The organism is Sporocytophaga myxococcoides DSM 11118 (genome assembly GCF_000426725.1).
Classification (GTDB): Bacteria; Bacteroidota; Bacteroidia; order Cytophagales; family Cytophagaceae; genus Sporocytophaga; species Sporocytophaga myxococcoides.
This window is the reverse complement of the sequence record NZ_AUFX01000009.1, coordinates 329230-351131: the sequence shown is the minus strand read 5'-3', so window position 1 is coordinate 351131 and position 21902 is coordinate 329230. Positions and strand designations below refer to the sequence as shown.

The window sequence follows — 21902 nt, the reverse complement described above, 5'->3', positions numbered from 1 at the left end:
ACAGTTTAATTTAATAATCTTATAAAAATTTACACGGCAGGGAAAAGAATAAAATATCTATTTAGATTTGAGTGATATTAAATTGTGAGTGAAATATGAAGTCATAGCGGAAGGCAATCATCATCGATTGTCTGGAATCAGGAACATATATTGTTTATGATAATTGCTGTATCACCTGCATCATGTTATTTTGCCCCCAGTGCTCGATGTATTTTCCATCACGAAGACGCACAAAGTCCATAACATTAAAAGCTACCTGTTTTCCTGTCGCTTTGTGTCCCATTATTTCTCCTGTATGAGTTGCATAAATCGTTTTACGTGTAGCAACAATATCATTTTCTGCAACTTGATCGTGAATATCAATTTTGAAATCTGAAAATCCTTGATGTAACATGGCGACCAGTTGTATCATTCCTTCAATAGTATTTGGAACCGAGCCGGCAGCTGAGTGATTTATAAAACCGCTAGCTACAATTTCTTTTAATACATCAATATTTCCCTTTTCTAAAAATTCTTTGTTGAATCGTATTACTGTTGCTTTGTTGTTTGATGTTGTCATTCTAATAGTTTAAATGGTTATTTTATATTAATATAGTTTATATTCAGATTAATTAGTTTTGATGTAATGGTGCTGTTCAATTGAGGTTGGCTGTTGTAGTTTATGTCAAAGGTATTCTTAAGAAAAATAATTTGATTGTAACTCTTGTTACACTAACTTAATAAATAACTTATTAAGGAAATGATCAGCGAAGAATCTATGATAAAAAATAATCTGGTAAAAATTTTAATGTTAATAGAAATCAGAATTTTCGTCTGAAGGAGGTTGAGGAGTGAGGGTCATTTTGTAATACTTGTAACGTAAGTGACTTTCATCGCCAGTTCTATTTTCTTCATAAGTTTTTAAAGCTACAGCCTTTTCGCTTACCCATATCATTTCGGCAATAGACCAATCATTTGCATAGTATTTAAAAGCAGGAGTTATTCCATTTAGTCCATTCCCTAGGGCTACATTGAATACAAAAAATTCTGCTCTATGTTCGTAATAATCCATATAATCAGATCCGTCATATGATGAACTGACTACCAGTTGGTCGCATGCTGAAGAAACGAGCATGTCTAGTATTCCTGCGTCATAGCCAGAGGGTAATAAAATCCTTCTGTTGGTTTCTTTCTCCAGTAAAAATGTTTCACAAATTTCGTCACAGTCATGTGTAAATTGAAGGCCGGATCCACTGATGAAACCTCCCGGGTCTAATACGCAGGCTATTTTATAATTGTATTTAAAGTGCTCGAAGTTATCTTCGGAGATTTCAATCAGGTCGGGGTTCAAATCAACAAACAGAGAGTCATCAAATATTATAAGTGAATCACCTTGAGTTAATTCACTTTCTGGTAGGAACTTTTCACTAAGTGTTTTCGAGGTATCAGAAATGTTTGTATTGACGGAGTCTATGTGAGGTTCATTATTTATTTTGTTGCTTTGGGTACATCCTGCCAAGGTAAATACAAGAATGAATATGTGAAAAAGAGTTTTCAATGATTTCTTCATTGATACATATAGAGTTTTAAATACCATTTTTTAGCTTTTAGTTATCCTGAGCTCCTTTAATATACGGAATATACTTAAAAAATATAAAATATTTACTAGCAGGATTGACCTTTTAAAGGTCTGAGGTCCGTCAAAGATATAGCTGTTAATTAAATTCTTTGATTCAGAATTTATTAATAGAAGAATTACCAATGGTTATTATTATTAATATGAGTCAAACCTTATTATGTCTTCCATATTTCAGGTTGACCGCCAATCTGATAATTGGATTATAAGTCCAATTGCCAGCACAATCTTCACAAAAAAAAGCAAGTTATATCAACTTGCTTTAAAGTTTAATAGAATGTTTGAAATTATTATTTTATAAGAGTTTCTTCTGCGATAGCTTTTGCTGCTGTTTCAATAATGGAGGTAACAATATCAGGCTTGGATACATAAATTGAATGACTTCCTTCAGCCTCGACTATTGTTGCTCTTGAACGATTTGCCATGAAACGCTGTGCATCTGGTGGAACCATTCTGTCCTTTGTGCCAATCAGGTACCAACTTGGTTTGTTTTTCCATGCAGGCTCGCTTATCGTTCCATTGACGGCATCTATTCCCCAAGGAATCTGAGTGTCGGCCATAAACCTTGCTTTATCCGGATCCACATCAGCGGCAAACGCTTCAGGAAACTTTTCTTTATCAAGAAGTATAAAGCCATCCAGAGGAGCTAATAATGGTGGTGCCGGTGCTCCTGGCACAGGATCTTTGATAAGCGCTGATACAGATTCTCCCTTGTCGAGGGCAAAGGCATCGATATAGACAAGACCTGCCACTTTAGGGTCATTCCCTGCTTCAGTAATCACAGCACCACCATATGAATGGCCGACAAGAATTACAGGTTCCTCTACAGTATCAATAACACGTTTTGTCGCTGCAACATCTCCTTCGAGGGAGATGGTTGGATTCTGGACAATAGCGACTTTGTATCCATTCTTTTTCAGTTTATTATAAACAGCTTCCCATCCTGAAGCATCCACAAAAGCACCATGGACTAGGACAATTGTAGGATGTATCTCTTCTCCCGAAGTTCCTGCTTGCTTATTAAGATTTTTTTGGTTTCCCATATTTTATATTAATTAAGTTCCCTGAAGAGTCAACTATTACTGTGTGGTTGGAGTTCAATTCTCCTTCCATAGTACTAAGTAAGAAAAAGTTATATGAAAGAAGGAAGAAGTATAAATAGAATCTTGACTGTTTGAATGTATTAACCAATGCATGTTACATACTCTTGGTTCCCTTTGAACGATAAGAATAATAAATTAATATGATGCCCTTAGTGAGGTAACAGCAATTAAGATAATACATAATATTTTCTGTCATGAAATCCTGTTATAACCTTTTTTAAAATATTTTATTCTTTTTAAACATTAATTAAGATAGGGGTTATGTAATTATCAAAACTTAATTTATGAAAAAGGATAAATTTCATTTACAAGATTATTTTATGACAAGAGTATGTTCACCTAAAAGATTTAGCATGCTTTTAATCTTAGCATTGGCTTCATCATTAGGTTGTAAAAAAGATGATGATGATAATACTCCTCCTCCTCAACAGGTTCAGACTTTATCGGTTACAGATACTGTTTTTATAAATAATGCTTCTTTATCTAATCTTGCAGAAATTGATTTAGGGCAATTGGCTGCTACAAAGGCCTCCAACGATAGTATAAAAGCTTTTGGTGCATTTATGGTTAATGAGCACACTCTTGCGCAAAATGAACTTAATGCGCTTGCTGCGCAGAAAAATGTATCTGTCCCTCAGGAGCTGGATTCTCTTCATAAAGCAATAAAGCAACAATTAGAGGTTTTGAACGGATATCAGTTTGATAGCTTGTATATATCTACACAGGTAACAGATCATCAAAAGGCCCAGCAGATTTTTAATACAGAAATTAATTCCGGGCAGGATCAGGATGTGATAAATTATGCTAATAAATATTTACCACATATCAATGAACATTTGCAGAAAGCTACTCAATTGAAGGCTGATCTTGTAAAATAAGTTAGTCCTGAAGGAAGTACATTTTCCTTTGCTGCAATTTACTTAAGTCTGGAATTCATCTAGTAAAAATTTAATAGTTCAATGATGGATATATGCCGATTTAGAAATTCCATGTAATTGCCAGCATTGCCTGTTCTTTTTAAGCAATGATTTCTAACCTTAACCAAATAAGTATGTTTCACCACAATAAGGATTTACAGTTTAATGCCAGGGTTTCTAAGGCTGATCCAAAATTTGCCACACTTCTTCTTGAGCAGTTCGGAGGAGCCAATGGAGAACTTAAAGCAGCTATGCAATATTTCGTTCAGGCATTTTCAGTCAGACAAGCTTATCCTGAAAAATATGATATGTTAATGGATATTGCAACAGAAGAATTAAGCCACTTAGAGATAGTAGGTGCTACGATTCAAATGTTGCTTAATGGCGTCAATGGCCAATTAAAAGAAGCTGCTGACAAGTCTGAAATTATGGAGATGCTGCTAGGTAAATCTGCAAAGGAAAACCTTATCCATCAGGCTACCACAGCACCCCAGTTTGGAGTGCTTACAGGTGGAGGGCCTGCACTTACTAATTGCCAGGGAATTCCATGGTCAGGTGCTTTTGTTGAAGCTAACGGAGATCTTACTGTTGATTTACGTTCAGACATTGCTGCTGAATCAAGAGCAAAAATTGTATATGAATATCTTATGCAGTTTACTGACGATCCATATGTGAAAGAAACTCTTAAGTTTTTAATGACTAGAGAAATTGCACATATGCAAATGTTTGAAGCAGCACTTGAAACAATCAAGCCTAATTTTCCTCCTGGTGTTTTACAGGGTGATCCTAGATTTAGCAATCTTTATTTTAATATGTCGAACGGGGCTACAATCAGAGATTCATGGAATGAAGGTAAATCAACCGGCCTTGCGGAAACCTGGCAGTATATTGAAGATCCAGCAAAACATGTTAATGAAACAGATGGGTTACTTAAGCAACCAATTAAAGGTACAGACGCAACTCAGGAATCTGTCGAAATAAAAAGTAAAGAACTAGGTAAGAAGAGAAGCCAGGAAGTCAGACAAGCTGTACCAAAAGGAGAAAACCAATGGAGTACTTATAAAAAAGATAAAACTTCAAGTCAGAATAAGTTGTAGTACTGTTCTTAGGTATTTATTCATGCAAACCAGAGCTAATTGTAATTTCAGTTGGCTCTGGTTTAATTTTATTGCTATGTTCTTTATGTGTACTGACTTTTTAATTTATTCATTTTTTTACAAGGAAGGGATTATTCTTTTTGAACATAAATAGAGTTTGGGGTTATGTAATTAATCACACAGGACTTATGAAAAAGAATAAACTTCAATTCAAAGATTATTTCTTTAAGGGAACTCTTCGCAAAAAATAAGTATATTTTTAATCTTAGTGCTAACCTCGTTATTGAGTTGTAAAGATGATAAGGATGATAGTCCGCCACCTCCTCAGCAAGTTCAGACTTTATCTGGTGCAGATAATGCCTTTGCGCGAAGAATCACATTATTTAATCTGGCACAGGTAGATTTTGGACGACTAGCCTTAGCAAATGCTACCAACGCTAGTATTAAAGCTTTTGGTGCATCCTTGGTTGGAGATTTTACTCAAGCGCAAAGTGATCTTAACGCTCTGGCATTGCAAAACAATGTTATACTGCCTCAGGAGACAGATTCTTTGCATAATGCAAATGTGCGTCGATTGACTGATCTCTGATATTTATTAATCTCTTTCGTATTGAAGGTATATCCGCTATTAAAAGGCATTATGTTTAACTCTTTACAGCATTAGGAATGTCGCCTGATTTTTCATAGACATCACCCAGATTTTCCTGAGCTCTGAGGTTATTGTGATAATTTTTATTTCTTATAAAGCAATGTCCTTAAATATTCATTACTTCTTCAAATGATACATCAAAGCCTTTTGTAATGAATGGTTATTGCAGATTCAACAGATAGCAGGAGTAATCATTTTATTATGAATGTCAGGAACAGATACTCCATCTTATCCTAAGCATTTTTTTGTTTTGCAGATATTCAATAATGACATAAACTTTTTAAAGGAACCTCTAACAAGGATTGACAATTTAAGTTTGTTCTGATAAACGATTTATATGAAAATAACTTTTATTGGTCTTGGAATTATGGGAAGCCGGATGGCAGCCAATCTGATTAAAGGGGGAAACGAATTGTTGGTTTGGAACAGAAGTCAGGGAAAAGCTGAAGCCTTAAAACAGAGTGGTGCTAAGCTTGCTTCTTCTGTTGTCGCTGCAGTGAAAGATGCTGATATCTTGATTACAATGCTTTCATCACCTGAAGTAATTGAGGAAATTGCTTTAGGGAAGGAGGGGATTATCATGAATGCAAAGAAAAATTCCTTATGGATTAATACAAGTACAGTAAATCCTTCTTTCGTTGAAGAGATGGCTGCCAAAGCCAAAGAAGCTGGTCTAAGGTATCTTGATGCTCCTGTATCCGGGTCTAAAGGAGTTGCAGAAAAGGGAGAATTGATTTTTTTAGTAGGGGGAGATAATAAAGATCTGGAAGACGCACGTCCATTGCTTTCAATCATGGGGAAGTCTATTAATCATTTGGGTAAAGTCGGTGATGGAACAAAAATGAAAATGGTTATTAATTTAGTGTTAGCACAATCCATGATAGCATTTTCAGAAGCCGTAAATCTGGGAGTGACTTCTGGTTTGGATGAATCTTCTATTGTAAATATTCTTTCAGAAAGTCCTGTCGTTTCTCCATTTTTGAAGTTAAAGAAATCCAAACTTGAATCTAAAAACTTTAGTCCTGAATTTTCTCTAAAGTGGGCACATAAAGATCTTCATTTAATTCTCCAGACAGCTTACGAGAGTAATATCTCTTTACCACTTACTGCTATAGCCAAAGAGGTTTATGGTATGGCTAAACAAGATGGGAAGGGGGATGAAGATATTTCTGCTATTTATGAATATTTGGTAAGTAAGAAGTTTTAAATAGTGTTTAAACGATAAGAATTAACAATTATCTGTAATTCAACAGTTACAAGTTGTGTGAAAGAGTTTAGTTAATCTTTTTAATGTTGAATTTATCTTTCTTGGATATAGCAAATAAAAAATCCTTCTGTTCATAAACAGTCAGGGAGAAATCACCTTTTTTGATTATTTTTATTATGGAAAGTTTGTACGCCTTTGGGAAGTTGATACTGTAAATACTTAAAGGTAAAGAAATCTTGTTCAATAATATTTTATATTTGTTAAAAGTCTAACTCTGAATCAAAAATGAAAGTCTCTGTTTTTTTTAAGTTTTCTCTTCTCGGAAGCTTAATATCTTTTTCTACGTGGGCCCAAAAGGATCCATTTAATAGTAAAAAACATAAAGATACCCTTCTGAATAAATCGGATTTAAAAGCTTCAGTAATTGATGGTCGTACAGCTCAAAAAACTTCTTTAAGGACTCCAGCATATGGAAATGGCCGTAATTCAATCTCTTTGAGAACGGGAGCTGGTAATTTAAGGAAAGACAACAATACTGAAGTGATTATTTCACAGGAAAGTGGTCTGCCTATATTTATCTCAAAACCTGCTAATTCCACTACATCTTCATCAAGATCCAGTTCTGATATCAGAAATAGCTGTTTTGATTACCTGAATTCAATAAGTAGCCTTACTAAAATATCAAATCCTGAGCGAGACTTTGAAATCAAAAGCATTCAGGCAGATGGTCTTGGTAAAAAACATGTTAAACTCACTCAAAAATATAAAGGTATTAAGGTTAATGCCTCTGAAGTTGTTGTCCATTTTAACCAATCTAACGTTGCGGAAATTTTCAATGGAAACTATCATGTAATTAAGAATGAAATGGACGTAAAACCAGTTGTTGATTTAAAGTCCGCAGTAACTACAGTAATCAATGATGTGTCCTCTAAAACCCTTTATAAAAAGGAGTTCAATGATGCGGAAAAGATGGTAGTTAGCCACAGCACTCCTGAAGTTGATACAGTTATATATGAAGATAATAGCCTTGTAAAAAGATATGTACTGGCATATAAAATTTCTATCTGTCCGAATAAACTTGAAAGCTGGGAATATTTTGTAGATGCAAAGTCTGGAAACATCCTTAAAAGTTTGAAGATTACCTGCCATGCAGATGGTCCTAGAACAGCTTCTGCAATTGATTTGAATGGTGTTAACCGAACTTTTAGTACATATCAGGAGGGGTCGTCCTATTATATGATTGATGTTTCAAGGCCTATGTATGATGCTGCTACTAACACCGGAGCAATTATTACTTATGATGCCAATAATACTTTTGGAGATGGCTTTAAAGTTCAGAATATAGTTTCCGCGAGTAATTCATGGTCCAGTCGTGCTGGAGTTTCAGCGCATTATAATGCAGGTATTGCGTACGATTACTTTAGAACCGCTCATGGCAGAGAATCTATTGATGGTAATGGTGGAACAATATATTCAGTAATTAATGTAGTGGATGATGATGGGTCAGGGCTGGATAATGCTTATTGGAATGGTAAAGCAATGTTTTACGGCAATGGGAATACAGACTTTAAACCATTAGCTGGAGGAGTGGATGTTGCAGGTCATGAGATGACTCACGGAGTGGTACAGAATACCGCAAATTTAAAGTATGAAGGAGAGTCTGGTGCAATTAATGAATCTATGGCAGATATCTTTGGAAGTATGATGGATACTGCTGATTGGCAGTTAGGTGAAGATGTAGTTAAGTTATCCGCATTTCCTTCCGGTGCATTGCGGTCTTTATCCGATCCTCATAATGGTGGGAGTTCATTGAATGATAATGGCTATCAGCCAAGACATATCAGCGAAAAATATAATGGTTCTGCAGATAATGGTGGCGTACATATTAATAGTGGTATACCCAATTGGGCTTTTTATAAATATGCTACATCCTTGAATAGCAGGAGAAAGGCAGCTTCTGTATTTTACAGAGCTTTATCAAATTACCTTACAGCAAACTCTAAATTTATTGATCTGAGAATAGCTGTCATACAATCTGCAAAAGATATTTATGGCAATTCATCTGTTGAAGCTGCTCAGGCTGCTATAGCTTTCGATGCAGTGGGAATCACTGATGGTGCTGGAGGTGATTATACAAGCACGTTCCCTGTTAATCCAGGAACAGAATATTTGTTATCATACGATACGGATGATTTTACTACAGACGGACTTTTCAGGTCCACTGCAGCCGGAACAAATTTCAAGGCATTGTTGAATAAATCAGTTAAAAGTAAACCCAGCGTTACAGACAATGGAGAACAGGCTGTGTTTGTAGGTACTGATCAAAAAATATATGTCATTAACGTAAATCCATCTAGTTCATTAGGTCTGACGCTTATACAAGATCAGCCAATCTGGTCAAATGTATCAGTATCTAAAAACGGAGAAAGGATAGCTGCTATCACTTATGATAAGGATACTTCTATTTATGTTTATGATTTTGGGAAAGAAGAATGGGCTACTTTTAAACTTTATAATCCTACCTATTCTGGAGTGAAATCTCAAGGACCTGTCTACGCTGATGCGATTGAATGGTCTTATGATGGAGAGTCATTGGTGTACGATTGTTTTAACAGTATTAAAAATGAGGATGGATCGAATATTGAATACTGGGATATTAACTTGATCAAAGTATGGGATAATAATACAAATGATTTTGCTGAAGGAGAAATTCTTAAGTTGTTTAATAATCTTTCAGAAGGAGAAAGCATAGGTAATCCTAGTTTTTCCAAAAACTCACCGTATATTATTGCATTTGATTATGAATATTCAGATGGAATTTCTTCTGAATATGCAGTAGTTGGATTTGATATGGAACATAATACGTTAGACCTTATAGCTGAAAATACAACTCTTGGTTTTCCAGCATATAATAAAAACGATAATATAATTTCTTTTACAGTAGAAGATGCAAATGGAGACTTTGATATTAACTACGTGAGCCTTAATGCAGATAAGATTTCATCGAATGGCGTGCAGAGCAGATTAATAAATAATGCTATGTGGCCGGTTTATTTTGCCGTAGGAGAAAGAAGTACCAGTACTGGTGTTATATCGGCTGATATTGAAGAACCTCAGCCTGTTATTTATCCTAATCCTACAAAAGGAGAATTAACTGTCGTAGTGCCCAAAGCCAAGCAGAATAAATTTGAGATTCAAGTCTTTAATCAATTAGGTCAGCTTGTGATAAGCAAATTGTTTAATAATGTGTCTGATAAAGTGATAATAGATACTGAAGGATTAACAGAAGGATTATATTACCTTACTATAAAAGATGATTCTGTTGCAGCTTCATATAAGTTTATAAAGCAATAATAAAACTTATTTTTTAGAATATTTTGGTGGCCTGTCCTTTCGACAGGCCATTTTTTTTAATTTCTTAAAGTTATGAAAAGCCTCAACTACAGTCAGAAAGAGATTTTAAGGTGATATGAACATAGCTGTCAAAAGTGTATCATTGTCCTACGGGTGTATCAAACAACCTATGCTGTCTCTTTTAAGCATTATACATTTTTTTTAATATCGTTCAAACTTTACCAGGCCATTTGTCCGAATGAGGTAAGAGAATTTATCAGAAAAGTGATTGGTGTCTCAGTCTAGATTTTAAATTTCTGAGAGTTAAAATTCCAGAGCCTGTTGCTGATAGTTTTCTCTTCGCGCTGAATTGGTTTTTCCGATTTCATATACTGGAATTTCTTGAGTACGAGAAGCTATCACAATCTCTACTCCCTCTGCATGCTTCTCAAACAACTCTTTTACCAGTTCGGGAGAGTTATTTTCTTTAGATAAATGGGAAAGGAATAAGTGACTCATATTTTCAGATCTGTGTGCCTGAAAGAGCTCCATAGCTTGTGTGTTGGATAAGTGTCCAACATTACTGGATATTCGCTTTTTCAGAAAGTAGGGGTAATTGCCATCTATAAGCATTTTTTCATCATAATTGGCTTCCAGGAATACGGCATTGCAGCATTTGAAATATCTGATCACATTTTCGCAGACCATACCAATATCTGTAAATACTCCCACACATAAATCTTTATATCGGATTACAAAACTCTGAGGATCTCTGGCATCATGAAATTTTGGAAAGGCTGTAATTTCAAGCTGGCCGACTATAACCGGTTTTTCCGGTGTCAATAGCACATAATGTGGATTGGAATCGTCAAGGTTTGCATTTGAAAGCGTACCGCTGGTAAAATAAACAGGAATCTGGTGCTTTTTTGAAAGGACCCTAAGTCCTTTTATATGATCGGTATGCTCATGCGAGATAAACAAAGCTTTGACTTTTTTCATTGAAAGCTCTAGTCTTTTCATCCGCTGTTCTATTTCTCTGCAACTGATACCAGCATCTACCAGTATTGCTTCTTTTTCATTTCCAATATAGTAACAATTTCCATTGCTGCCCGAATTGAGGGAGGTGACAAATAACTTCATTATTGAAAGTTCGTGAAAAAGCGGATGAGAAAAAAGTAAAGAGTAGACAATCGCTTAAGTATTTTCATGCTGATTCTTAAAAATGTTTAATGTGTTTATAAACAGATTTCTGTCTTTGTTGAACAGACTGAAGAAAAGAATAATCAGATACACATCACCGTTTTGAAAATAGCAAAGAACAAAATATTGTGATATATAGTCTTATTTATTCAAGTATAAAAAAATCAAATCCATGACCATGATGCAGGACAGGTTCTTTGAAGATACTATTCTCTAATGTATTAAATTGAATGTCCGGCTTGTATTCTTTGGGAATTTCTCCTTCCTGTCTGAAGTCTTGTCCTTTCCCGAGGTGAATGATTGTTAAATTATATTCTCCAACCTTATATTCTCTGATTGAATTAATCAGCAATCCTTCTATGAGATATTTCATCCTTAACTCTGAGGGTTCTTTGTCAAATTCATTATAGTAATTGATGTAATTTGAAGCAATGGATTTGGAATGATATAGAACAGTGACTTCCTGTTTCTTTTTAGAATCAAGAATAACGTATGCTTTATTATTAATGGTGTCAGTTTGAAGTGCAGCCTTTGTACAATTAGTTTGATAACTACAGAATGATATATCCTGAGGTTCAGCATATATTATGTCAGGGATTGTTCCTGCCAGTTTGATACCCTTGTCGAAGGTGGATTTAAAAACATTTATATAAGCACTTTCAGGAAAAAATCTTAGGGTATCAAGTAATCTGGATTCAATTAATTTATAACTCCTGTTGTAAGTATTTAAGTAACTTATCCCACCCCATTTGGGATGCAGCCTTTCTGTTTTTCCATCTGTGGAATCTCCTCTGTACATATGAATTTCAACTACAACTAATCCTTTAGGGGATATGCCAATTGGAAACATCCTATTTTGATCTGCTGAAAGACATGCAGTAGACTTGTTGATGGATAAAGTAAAAAGAAATATAAAAGTTAAAAATCTCATGTTACTGCTTGTTCATTTTCTCTAATCAGTTATAAATACTTTTGAATGATAAGAATTGAGAGCGCCACAATGGCAGGCATCGCCTGAACAAAAAATATTTTTCTGCTTGCAGAAATTGCTCCATAGACTCCGGCGATGATTACACAACTAAGAAAGAATGTGGCAATATTTGCAGACCAATCACTATCAGTAATGAAAAGAGACCAGATCAAGCCAGCAGCAAGAAACCCATTATACAGTCCTTGGTTAGCGGCAAGCCCTTTGGTCGGTTTAAATAAATGTTCGGGTAAGGATTTAAAAGTTTTTTTTCCTATAGTTTCCCATGCAAACATTTCAAAGTACATAAAATACAAATGCTCAAGAGCTATTACTACGATTAATATATTTAATATCATGTTCATATTTTCTCTCCTATTTTTAGTTAAATTATGTGTGCTTGTAATTTAAAGTAAATCACTGATTAAGACAAGATTAAAAAGGCACAAAAGAGTTGCAAATTGAATTGTTATAAGACAATATAGCCAGTCATGCGAACTGGCCATTTTATACTTATTTCTAAATGCCGCAGCCTATCTGATCTATTCGATGTTCCAGGTAATTGTTACCGAATCACGAAAAGTTAGATCGTCAGGAGTAAAGTTGAAAGATTCTCCTACACCTTCTGGAGCCATAGAAGCGCTATATTCATGTCTTCTTTCTACTAACTGCATTCCTTCATCACTGCTCCATGAGCCGTAAGAGATATGGCTAATACTTACTAATTTAACTTTGGAGGCTTTGGCCATTGTCGCCGCTTTTTCACTCCCGTCTTTAATAGCATAATCTATAATTTGAGTCTGAACTTTCTGCTTTAGCGTTTCCGATAATTCGAAGTCAAAATTGAAGTTTATTGGTTTTTCACTTTTAGAAAACTCTCCCACAATTTTCTGAAGTATTTGTTGACTATAAGTAAACTCAATTCTGATGTTTTGAAAAGCCACATATCCGCTATCTATATATTCGTTATTTCGGTAAACTCTGTTCTGAGAAACAGAAAAGCTTGTAGTTTTTATTTCCTTTTCATTAAAGCCAAGTTTTTTCAAAAGGTCATTGTAGTGATAAGATTTTTCTCCAAGAGCTTTAATTGCATCACTCATTTTAAGCTTTATCTCGGAAACAGAAATATTTAAAACTCCAAGGTCAGGTTTGACAATCACTCTTGCAGAACCTGTTACATTGAGTGTGGGTTTTTCTGGTTGCTGCCCTAATATTTGTCCAGATACTGTAAGGGTTGTTAGCAGAAAAAATAATGTTAAGAATTTTTTCATGATTAATTTGATTAGTTTAATTCTCTTATTTTATCGATCACTTTCTTATCTCGTCCAGCCTTCTATAATATAGTTTCTTTCTGTGACTTTATATTCTTTACCATTTAAAGGCTGATACCATAATTCAATTCTGCTTCCGTATTTGTCGTCTGAGGAACCTTCATAGATTGTAAATGCACCTTCGTATATTTTAGGCTCCAATGACTCAATCTGAATTGTCGAGCTCTTTTTTGATAGCCTTAGAAGATAACCAGTCGTTTGATGTCATCTCAAATGCTTTAATGAAAAAATAACCTTTCTCTTTTGGTGTATAATCGGTATAGTAGGAGTAAACTCCCCATTCACCCAGGTGAGTTATAATCAAATGATTTTTGTTAAAATCTTCTTGTGTCGGTTTTTTATTCAAGAGTTCTGCAATTTCGATTCCTTTTGGGATTTCTTTGTCAGCTTCATAATAGTCGGGAGGTGAAAAAAGGAATAACATAGAACACCAGTAAAATAGGAAGCCTGATATTCCAAGTTGAAAGATAAGGAAGTACCATTGTCCGATTACAATCTGAACAACACTTGAAATAACATTTCCAATAATGTTAGCATAGAAAATTAAAAGGGCGGTGTCAATAATCCAGTCTCTCTCAAAAAGTATCCCAAGTAAGAATACTCCTATTGCAATGAGGTGGGAAGCGCTAGGAATCCATCCGCTTGTAAAATATGATTTTATTTTCTCTTTCATTAAGATCTGGAAAAGCTTCAATTTACTTATCTTTTTTGAGAAACTTTTCTGTTGTATTGTCATATTCCAAATAATATACGCCAGCTCTTATTCCTCGTAAATCTATTGTGTCAGACATTCCGGTTTTTATAATCCGGCCTGCTGAGTCCATTAGCTTGTACTCATATTTATCAGGTAATTTGATAGTGTCAACACATCTTTTAGGTCCCCAAGGTTTGTATGATTCATTTCTAAATGTCAGAGTATCCTTGTATATATAATTTGTATTTAATCCACGCAATCTAAATTTATTTATACCTGAAGTATATTTAGGTTTGTAGGTGAATTCTCTATTGTTAATTACAGTGTCAATAATCCAGGTCCTATTGAGAAGTCTTTCAATAGCTATAGAATCAGTTATTGAATTAATCTTTGCTTGAAATATTCCCTTGTTGTCAATATATGCTGTATCTATTTGGATATTGCAGAAGGCTGGATGAGCGGATAAAGATAGTGTTAAAAGAAAGGGAAGGATTACTTTCGTTTTAGTTTTATTAAAAAATAGAATTTTAGATGTCATACTTACTTAAGAAAAAGTTATAAGAGAAATTTAGGTTTGTCATCCTAAGGAAACGAGGGAGATTTTTTATATCTGCTGCGATAGGACATAGGGGCGAAAGACATAGGAGCTAAAATTTTCTTTTGGCGTTCTTATTCTCTGGTTTTGTTAATATCAAAAGAAAATTTCTTCAGGTAAAAGGTTGTTTTGTAAATATTTTATTTCCGCTTTAGTCCAAAAATTTAAATTCATAAAAGCCATCGTTCCATTATCATACCAATTGCCATCTCTGTCCACAACTTGCAATGTCCATTTATATGATTTACCATTTTTTGAAAATTCTTTCACTCTTGCAATTCCTGTTAAGCCGAAAACAAGGTGAGTCATCATTTCACCGATTTCTTCTTCGTTATTATCATAGTGCCAATGAAAGGTGCCAAAGTGGAGTGTATGCTCTCGTTGGGCCAGTTGCAATAAAATATTAAATCCGTTTTTATCTTTATTAAATATTTCAAGTTCACTATTATTTCTCCTTTCAAATTTAATTTCAGGATTGATACTGAGTTTCTCAATTATAGATTCAATAATACTTAGTTCCGTCATTGATTTTTTACTTAAATTTAATTCTTAATGAGCTAGCGGTACTGGATAGATCATTTAGTTTATCTTCTGATCCCTTAAATCCCTGTTTACTCAAGAGCTCTTTTTAACCTTAATAGATAAGCATTGTCCGGGGAGTATTCAAGCCCTTTTTTTATAAGTTCCTTGGATGTGTTTTCGTTTTTATGCAGGTAGCTTTCTGCTGCAGCTCCATACATATTCCCTATGGCCTGATAGTTCAACCTTAAATTTTTGTTGTTTAACTTTATAAGTTCTTCTGCTTTTTTAAGGTGTTTCATGCCCTCAGTGCGGTCATCATTTTGAAAACTGGTATGGGCTACATAACAGTAATTATGAAGGTAAAGTGAAAGAATCATAGAGTTTTCTTTCAGGAAAGGATAATCTTTTGAATACTTGTCTAGCAGATTTATTTCTTTAACTCCACTTGCTCCATTGTTGAAGCTGCTTAAAAGGCTACCGGAGATTAGCCACTGAGCATCTGAATTTCCAGCATTTAACAAATATACTTTTTTGCCACATTCTATTGCTTCGTCAAAATTCCCTCGGTTATAGAAATATCTGCCTAATTCTGAATAATAGTACTGAGAGATTTCACTCTTGAATGCTGTATCAGAAATACTTTGAGAGAATACTGTAAACGATTTTCTTAAAAAAGAGGTGTCTTGTCGTTCCACCAGGTATTTGTCCATTTTCAAAGCAAATATTCCTTTAGTTTGCCTGTTGGAGCCTTCTGTATTGGCTTTGTTGGCATATTCAGCGAGATAATAAAAATGAATGGTTTTGGTAAAATTGACATTGTTCAGGATTTCACCTAAAAGACTAACTTTAAGAAATTTGTTTTTTTTAGATGGATAAAGAGTATCTGCTTTATAGGCATTTAAATATGCTTTTTCATACTCTTTGTTATTAATAGTTTCAATAGCTTCATTATAGTATTGAATTCCGGCCAAGTTTTGAATAGAGATCGATTCATCCTGCTTATAGAAAAACTCATTATACGCTTTGTCTATACCGGCTTGATTTACATAATCCCGGTTAAGAAACTTTAATTCTACCAGTTGATTTACATAATTTTTTTTCTCATCGTTTGTCGGAAGAACATAACCTATACCAGGTAGTGTAGACTCAACCAAAATATTAAGATTATCAGGATAGGCCACAAGATAGACGTGCGTTGGTTTTTCCTTTATCTGAAATGGAATATGGTAATGAGAGAAAACCAGAGCATATAAGGCAGACGCCGAAACACAATTATATGTTCCGTTATCAAATATTTCACTTAAGGTGGTTAGTCCCTGATAATTTTTTAATAAATCAGCATGAACCGTTTTGAAAATTAATTTTACTTTTTTTGCTTCATTTAAACCTGAGATACCTAAAGCATCTAGTTTTGTATATAAAGATTTGATTTTCTGCGTTGCTGCATATACAGACGCAAGGTCTTGAGAAGGTGCCAGAAAAATCCCCAGTGTATCTACTTTGCCTCCTGAATAGGAAGTAAAAATATTTTTTTCATATTTAGAATTATAAAGTAAAGAATCAATATTCTGACTATAACCTTGTAAGATTGTTAAAAGTGAAAAAATGGTAATGATAACTCGCATAGAAAGTAATTTAGCATTCAAATTAGTTAATTTTATCTGTTAAGAAAAGCGAGTTATGAGAGGAAAATTACATGTAGTTTTAATAGTTCTATAATTTGTGTAAAATTTTAATTAACATTCCCTTAGTTCCATCTTTCGTTTAAATAGAATTGAGAAATGTTTTAAGTTTGATTTCTTATGTCTAATGCATTCCCGAATAGCGAGTAAATGTTGTTTTTCACTAACACATCAAAGGTTATGTTTTAGGGAAGACTTTATAGTAAAAAAGAGATAAAAAACGTTTTTTTTAGATTTAAAAACCTCATTTTATTGTAACATTACTACTTATTCTGCGTCTTCTATATATAGGGATGGAGAAGTGTTTAATTGTTTGTTAATCAGTTTTGTACGTTAAATAGATTAAAGATATTTGCGAAAGTTCCTTAAGTAAAAGGAGAGAATATGGTCTATTTCAAACAGCACAATTGTCCGCATTAAATATTTCAGCATAATTATCAATTATAAATATTCAATTTTTAAAAACCTCTATGAATCAAAAACTACTTTTAACACTCATTTTAATTTCATTTAAGGTTACTATGTATGCTCAGGTTTCCTTTATGAAGGTATATCCCAACAACGAATTTGTAAGTTATGATCCTTCTACAATTTCTGTTGCATTTCAAACAGACGATGGTGGCTATATGCTTGTTGCAAATACAATCGATAATTATGAGGTGGATGGTATATTGATAAAAGTTGACGCAAGCGGGGAAGTGCAGTGGCATAAAGGATTTGGTAAACCTGATGTTATCGATCATGTGGTATCAGGGCTTCAGAATAGAGATGGCGAATATATAATTGCCACAACCTATGATCTTGTCAGTAAGATTTATGATGAAGAAGTGAATTTGTGGAGGTTTGATAAAAACGGAAATATTATTACCGAAAGAACAATTACCTATTCAGGCATCTGCTGTTGGGATTTTAGTGTCGGAAAGATATTGGAAACTTCAGATGGTAATTATATTTTCCCAAATAAACAATTTGGTATATCCACCAATACTTTAGGGATTATAAAGGTAAATAAGAACGGAGAGGAAATCTGGAGAAATGGTTTTATAATCTATGATGGAGTGGTTAACGGAGTGCATGAATCTTCCACCGGAGACATATTCGTTTATGGAGGCATGGGTGATGGTTTTGTAAGAAAGATAGATGCGAATGGCACTGCACTATTACATAAATATTTTCATCATCCTTCATCACTTGCGAACAGCACTAGTTCTATTCCTGCAATCATTGAACAAACTGACGGGTTTCTTTTTCCTGTAAATTTTACGGGAGAAAATGGAAGTAGTACCTGGCTTGTAAAAACTAATTTTAATCTTGATACTATCTGGACCAAAACATTGCCAGGAACAGGATTTATTAATGGTATGGTACAAAATAAATCCGGACGTATAATTCTTTTAGGTTCTACAACTAACGCCGGATCTGATGCAGACATTAATACGATACTCCTTGATGAAAACTATAATATTCGGACATCAAATAGTTTCGGTACTGATAATGTTGATAAAATCACCTATTTTAATAAGACTTCAGATGGTTCTTTTATTGTCTCTGGCGTTTCTAATGCTTCAAATTCAACTTCTAAAGATCTCTTATTATTAGTGCTGGATAGCGATGCCTGTATAAGACCTGTTGCCGATTTCGTTACAGAAAGAGAAAGTGATCAGACAGGTGCTACTATTTTGTTTAAAGATAATAGTAAGTTTAATAAAACTGGCAGCTCTGCATTCACATGGCAATGGAATTTCGGAGATGGGAGCACTGCAACTGATCAGGATTACAGACATACATTTGAAAAACAGGGAAACTACATTGTTACACTTGTGGTTGACAATGGCTGTAGTAAAGACACTGTCCGAAAATCAATAAATGCAGCATGCATAGGTGAACCCGATAGGTTTAGTGTTAAAGATACTCTTCTTGACGTTGTTTTGAATTACAATGCACCTTCAGCAACATTCCTGAACTGGGATTTGGGGGATGGCACTACAGCATCCGGCAAAGAGGTTGTTCACAGATATGAAAGTTCAGGAGTATACAACGTATGTCTTTCTACTGATAATACTTGTGGACAAATCAGGATCTGTGATTCTGTTAAAGTTATTTGTCCCAAACCAGTCTTGAATATTGGAAATGATAAAATTGCTTGTGCAGGGGCATTGGTTAACCTCAATGCATCTGGCTCGGGTTATTCATACGTTTGGTCAACAAAAGAGACTACTTCAGGAATTACAGTATCTTCTTCCGGAGATTATTGGGTGGAAGTAAAGAATAGCTGTGGGACAATAGCAAGAGATACAGTATCTGTCAGCTTTGTTACTCCTCCGGAAATTGTATTGGATGATGTCCCTGCTGTCTGTCAGGGAGAGGAGTATATATTTAAAATTCCGAATCCAGATAATTATAATTTCTCATGGTATATAAACGGAGCATTTGCAGCTTCAGGAAACGAGTTTTCATATAAGTATACTAACGCAGGCGAGTATCAGGTAAAAGTTGTTGTATCAAATGGAGATTGCTCAGCGAGTGATTCTGTAATAATCAAAGTGAATAAAATTAAGGTATGCAAACCCTATTGTGTTCCTGCATATTCTAAAGGTACAACTACAGGCAACTATATACAGACTATTATTCTGAATACTATCAATAACAGCAATAGCGGATATTACGGCGGACCATCGTACACAGATTATTACAATACATTCGAAACGAATTTAACTGTAGGAAAAAACTATGGTCTGACTACCGTATTCGGAGGAAGCGGAACAGATTACTTTGCAGTATGGATAGATCTTAATCAGGATGGAATATTTGATAATTCAACAGAAAGAATGTTTGGTAATGTAGCCGGAGCCGGAACATCTACCTATTATTTTTCTTTGCCGTCAAATACACTTTTGGGAGAAACAGTGATGCGGGTAAGAATGATGAATGCAACTGCGTCTTATCTGGTAGATCCATGCACTACTGCTATTCAGGGAGAAACGGAAGATTATAAAGTGGTCATAGTTCCTGACTGTTCTCTTTTGAAGCTGACAGGAACAGTAACAGATGAATCTTGTGCCGGCGGAAATGGAGCAGTTGATGTATCAGCTTCAGGAGGAAGTGCTCCTTATACCTACTCATGGAGCAGTGATGCTAAAACAGAGGATCTGACCGGACTTTCTTCCGGTACATATTCGGTAACTGTTAAAGATGATAAAGGATGCACCTTAACTAAAAGCTGGAGCGTCAAAAAGGGAAATAACATGATGACAGTTTCCATTGATACAGCTTCTGCTACAGAAGGCCTCTGCAATGGAATCGCAACTGTAAATGTGATTAATACCTCTGGCGGTACAATAACTTATTTGTGGAATAAAGGACTTTCTTCATCCCGGTCACATAATGATTTATGTCCTGGTACTTATGAAGTAAGAGTAAGTAATACATCTGGATGTTCAGTAGTAAAAGAAGTGATTGTCGGAACTAAAATGATTTCATCAATAGATAGGAGGGAAGCCGTGAGTATGCTTGAAATTTATCCTAATCCTTTTTCTGATGATATACTTAACTTTGAAGTAATGTCTGATGAAGAAGATGCAAAACTATCTCTGAGAACATTGTCTGGTTTGGCTGTCATAGAAGATGAAAGTATATCACTGATGTCAGGTTTAAATAAAATGACTTTTTCAACAGGGGCAATCAAACCAGGTGTTTATATTCTGTCAATCACAACTTCAAAGGGAAGCACTCACAGAAGGGTTATAAAGAAGTAATAGAGGTAGATAAGATTAATAAAGAATAAATAGAAGTGGCTTGTCTGAGAAGATGAGCCACTTTTTTTATTCATAGATTAAATATTCTGAACTGGGATTTATGGGGATTAAAGGATAGACAGGATTATCTTTGTCTGTCTCCTCATTCCATACATCCCGGTTTAGTCTTCAATGTCGCTTCTTCGGACCATAAAACGTTTTTGTTTCCTTTGGCTTTTGGGGAGTGGATTCGTTGCCGGGAGCCAGCTCGCCGTTTTTATTTTCTTTTGGTTTTATAGGTTTTATTACAGGCGTTAACCTGGAAGGACGCTCAGTTGGTTCTGGCGGACTCATAGATATACTTGGTCGTGGTACCCTGAATAAAAGCCCAAGCTGTGCAGAAATTAAAGAAGGTACAGCTTCTCTTTTGGTGTGATAATAATAGGGCGTTGAATATGAAAAATGATCAAGATCGGTGAAAGCAGTTTTTTTCGTGCCCTGGTAGTAAGTTATTTTTGCATCAATCATAAACCATTCGGTAACCTGAATAAGATACCCCGCCGATATTCCGAAAACAGACATGCTTTCCTGATAATTACCTCTGGGCTTACTATAGAAAGAAGGATTCAAATTTCTGGATATACTTTCATGCGATGAGAAGTTGCCCAATCCGAAGCTAAGTTCCAGGTACGGTTTGAATATTTTGTTTTTTTCAAAAGTAAATCTCCCAAGGAGTGTGAAGTAGGAAAAAGTATTGTAGAAACGCTGAACACTTCTCAGGCTATCGTGAGCCGTAAGATTAAAATCTCGAGAACCCTGTCCTGATACTCCGACATTAGCTCCGATTCTCAAAGAATAGGGGAGCTGTTTAAATACAGGAAGTTTTTTTGAAAGATAAGAAAAGGAAATGCCCGGGCCTGATTTATAATTTTCTCTTTGAAATCCGAAGATAGGAACAAAGTAGTTTCCATTTACCCCGAGGAATGCCCTGTTTATAATGTTTTCCTGAGCAAAAGACAGAGCAGGAATGAAAAATAAAAAAAGGATAATGATAAAGTCTTTTTTCATAGTTAGCAGATTGAATAGTTCGATTAAAATATCACATAGTCGGGACTTAAAAAAACACGCTTTGGGGTGAATCAATAAAAATGCCAGAAATTTACTGGGATTATAGGGGATGAAAGGATTGACAGGATTGTCTTTGATTAAGAAAGAAGTTTTATGAAAATATGACAACATCTTTTTGTCTTCTGCTG

General features: G+C 34.8%; 19 protein-coding genes. 6 read left to right on the top strand and 13 right to left on the bottom strand.

Annotation, left to right across the window (positions count from 1 at the left end; all coding sequences use genetic code 11):
* Positions 1 to 154: 154 nt before the first annotated feature.
* From K350_RS0112240 to K350_RS0112225, 3 genes are all read right to left on the bottom strand, one after another.
* Positions 155 to 559 carry an ester cyclase gene (locus K350_RS0112240; protein WP_028980157.1) on the bottom strand — a complete coding sequence of 135 codons (405 nt, stop codon included), beginning with the start codon at positions 557 to 559 and terminating at the stop codon, positions 155 to 157.
* 231 nt (positions 560 to 790) lie between these two features.
* The gene (locus K350_RS28555; protein WP_051313088.1) at positions 791 to 1549 is read right to left on the bottom strand and encodes a hypothetical protein; all 759 of its coding nucleotides are present in this window, start codon (positions 1547 to 1549) and stop codon (positions 791 to 793) included.
* Positions 1550 to 1905: 356 nt separating this feature from the next.
* Complete coding sequence (locus tag K350_RS0112225; protein ID WP_028980156.1) at positions 1906 to 2658, bottom strand: alpha/beta hydrolase; 753 nt, start codon at positions 2656 to 2658, stop codon at positions 1906 to 1908.
* 413 nt (positions 2659 to 3071) lie between these two features.
* Between K350_RS0112225 and K350_RS28550 the strand changes: the two genes are divergently transcribed.
* The 5 genes from K350_RS28550 (at position 3072) to K350_RS28540 (ending at position 9942) form a co-directional block, all read left to right on the top strand.
* On the top strand, positions 3072 to 3596 hold the full coding sequence (locus K350_RS28550; RefSeq protein ID WP_051313087.1) for a DUF4142 domain-containing protein: 525 nt from the start codon (positions 3072 to 3074) through the stop codon (positions 3594 to 3596).
* Positions 3597 to 3769: 173 nt separating this feature from the next.
* Positions 3770 to 4732 carry a manganese catalase family protein gene (locus K350_RS0112215; RefSeq protein ID WP_028980155.1) on the top strand — a complete coding sequence of 321 codons (963 nt, stop codon included), beginning with the start codon at positions 3770 to 3772 and terminating at the stop codon, positions 4730 to 4732.
* 268 nt (positions 4733 to 5000) lie between these two features.
* Positions 5001 to 5321 (top strand): DUF4142 domain-containing protein, encoded by a 321-nt coding sequence (locus K350_RS31130; RefSeq protein WP_162144165.1) that lies wholly within the window; start codon positions 5001 to 5003, stop codon positions 5319 to 5321.
* 397 nt (positions 5322 to 5718) lie between these two features.
* Entirely contained in the window at positions 5719 to 6588 is an 870-nt protein-coding gene (locus K350_RS0112200) for an NAD(P)-dependent oxidoreductase (protein WP_028980153.1), read from the top strand.
* A 285-nt stretch (positions 6589 to 6873) separates the two neighbouring features.
* Entirely contained in the window at positions 6874 to 9942 is a 3069-nt protein-coding gene (locus tag K350_RS28540) for a M4 family metallopeptidase (RefSeq protein WP_051313086.1), read from the top strand.
* 303 nt (positions 9943 to 10245) lie between these two features.
* Here the strand turns inward: K350_RS28540 and K350_RS28535 are convergent, their stop codons facing one another.
* From K350_RS28535 to K350_RS0112145, 9 genes are all read right to left on the bottom strand, one after another.
* Entirely contained in the window at positions 10246 to 11061 is an 816-nt protein-coding gene (locus K350_RS28535; protein WP_037575312.1) for an MBL fold metallo-hydrolase, read from the bottom strand.
* A gap of 205 nt (positions 11062 to 11266) precedes the next feature.
* Entirely contained in the window at positions 11267 to 12052 is a 786-nt protein-coding gene (locus K350_RS0112180; protein WP_028980152.1) for a hypothetical protein, read from the bottom strand.
* 29 nt (positions 12053 to 12081) lie between these two features.
* Positions 12082 to 12453, bottom strand: coding sequence for a DUF1304 domain-containing protein (locus K350_RS0112175; RefSeq protein WP_028980151.1), 372 nt, complete (start codon positions 12451 to 12453; stop codon positions 12082 to 12084).
* A gap of 177 nt (positions 12454 to 12630) precedes the next feature.
* Positions 12631 to 13359: an SIMPL domain-containing protein gene (locus K350_RS0112170; RefSeq protein ID WP_028980150.1), complete on the bottom strand. Its 729-nt coding sequence runs from the start codon at positions 13357 to 13359 to the stop codon at positions 12631 to 12633.
* A gap of 45 nt (positions 13360 to 13404) precedes the next feature.
* The gene (locus K350_RS32350; RefSeq protein ID WP_156027019.1) at positions 13405 to 13560 is read right to left on the bottom strand and encodes a hypothetical protein; all 156 of its coding nucleotides are present in this window, start codon (positions 13558 to 13560) and stop codon (positions 13405 to 13407) included.
* Between the two features lie 4 nt (positions 13561 to 13564).
* Positions 13565 to 14092, bottom strand: a complete 528-nt coding sequence (locus tag K350_RS0112160; protein WP_156027018.1) for a hypothetical protein — start codon at positions 14090 to 14092, stop codon at positions 13565 to 13567.
* 22 nt (positions 14093 to 14114) lie between these two features.
* Complete coding sequence (locus K350_RS0112155; RefSeq protein ID WP_028980148.1) at positions 14115 to 14651, bottom strand: hypothetical protein; 537 nt, start codon at positions 14649 to 14651, stop codon at positions 14115 to 14117.
* Between the two features lie 153 nt (positions 14652 to 14804).
* A complete protein-coding gene (locus K350_RS0112150) occupies positions 14805 to 15233 on the bottom strand; it encodes a hypothetical protein (protein ID WP_028980147.1) in 429 nt (142 codons plus the stop codon).
* An 86-nt stretch (positions 15234 to 15319) separates the two neighbouring features.
* Positions 15320 to 16855: a tetratricopeptide repeat protein gene (locus K350_RS0112145; RefSeq protein WP_028980146.1), complete on the bottom strand. Its 1536-nt coding sequence runs from the start codon at positions 16853 to 16855 to the stop codon at positions 15320 to 15322.
* A 527-nt stretch (positions 16856 to 17382) separates the two neighbouring features.
* Between K350_RS0112145 and K350_RS0112140 the strand changes: the two genes are divergently transcribed.
* Positions 17383 to 20667: a PKD domain-containing protein gene (locus K350_RS0112140; protein WP_081670982.1), complete on the top strand. Its 3285-nt coding sequence runs from the start codon at positions 17383 to 17385 to the stop codon at positions 20665 to 20667.
* 168 nt (positions 20668 to 20835) lie between these two features.
* Here the strand turns inward: K350_RS0112140 and K350_RS0112135 are convergent, their stop codons facing one another.
* Positions 20836 to 21714, bottom strand: a complete 879-nt coding sequence (locus tag K350_RS0112135; protein ID WP_028980144.1) for a hypothetical protein — start codon at positions 21712 to 21714, stop codon at positions 20836 to 20838.
* Between the last annotated feature and the right edge of the window lie 188 nt (positions 21715 to 21902).